General features: G+C 64.2%; 1 protein-coding gene. It reads left to right on the forward strand.

Going from position 1 to position 246, the window contains the following annotated elements:
• Window positions 1-41 precede the first annotated feature (41 nt).
• The coding region (locus AC0IYH_RS33300) for a hypothetical protein (RefSeq protein ID WP_471838686.1) at window positions 42-246 on the forward strand (205 nt) is incomplete at its 3' end.

Raw genomic sequence — 246 nt, forward strand, 5'->3', positions numbered from 1 at the left:
CTGTATGCCGGGCTGGTGACGCCCAGCGCGAAAGTCGCGGCATGAGGATCGTCTATCTCACCCACTCGCTGCGCTCCTGCTGGAACCACGGTAACGCGCATTTCCTGCGTGGGGTATTGCGAGAACTGATCGCGCGCGGCCATGACGTGCAGGCGCTGGAACCGCAGGAGAACTGGAGCCTGTCCAACCTCCTCGCCGATGCCGGCGACGACGGGCTGACGCCGTTTCGCACCCTGTATCCAGACT

The sequence above is a fragment of the Pseudomonas sp. AC463 genome (assembly GCF_979253585.1).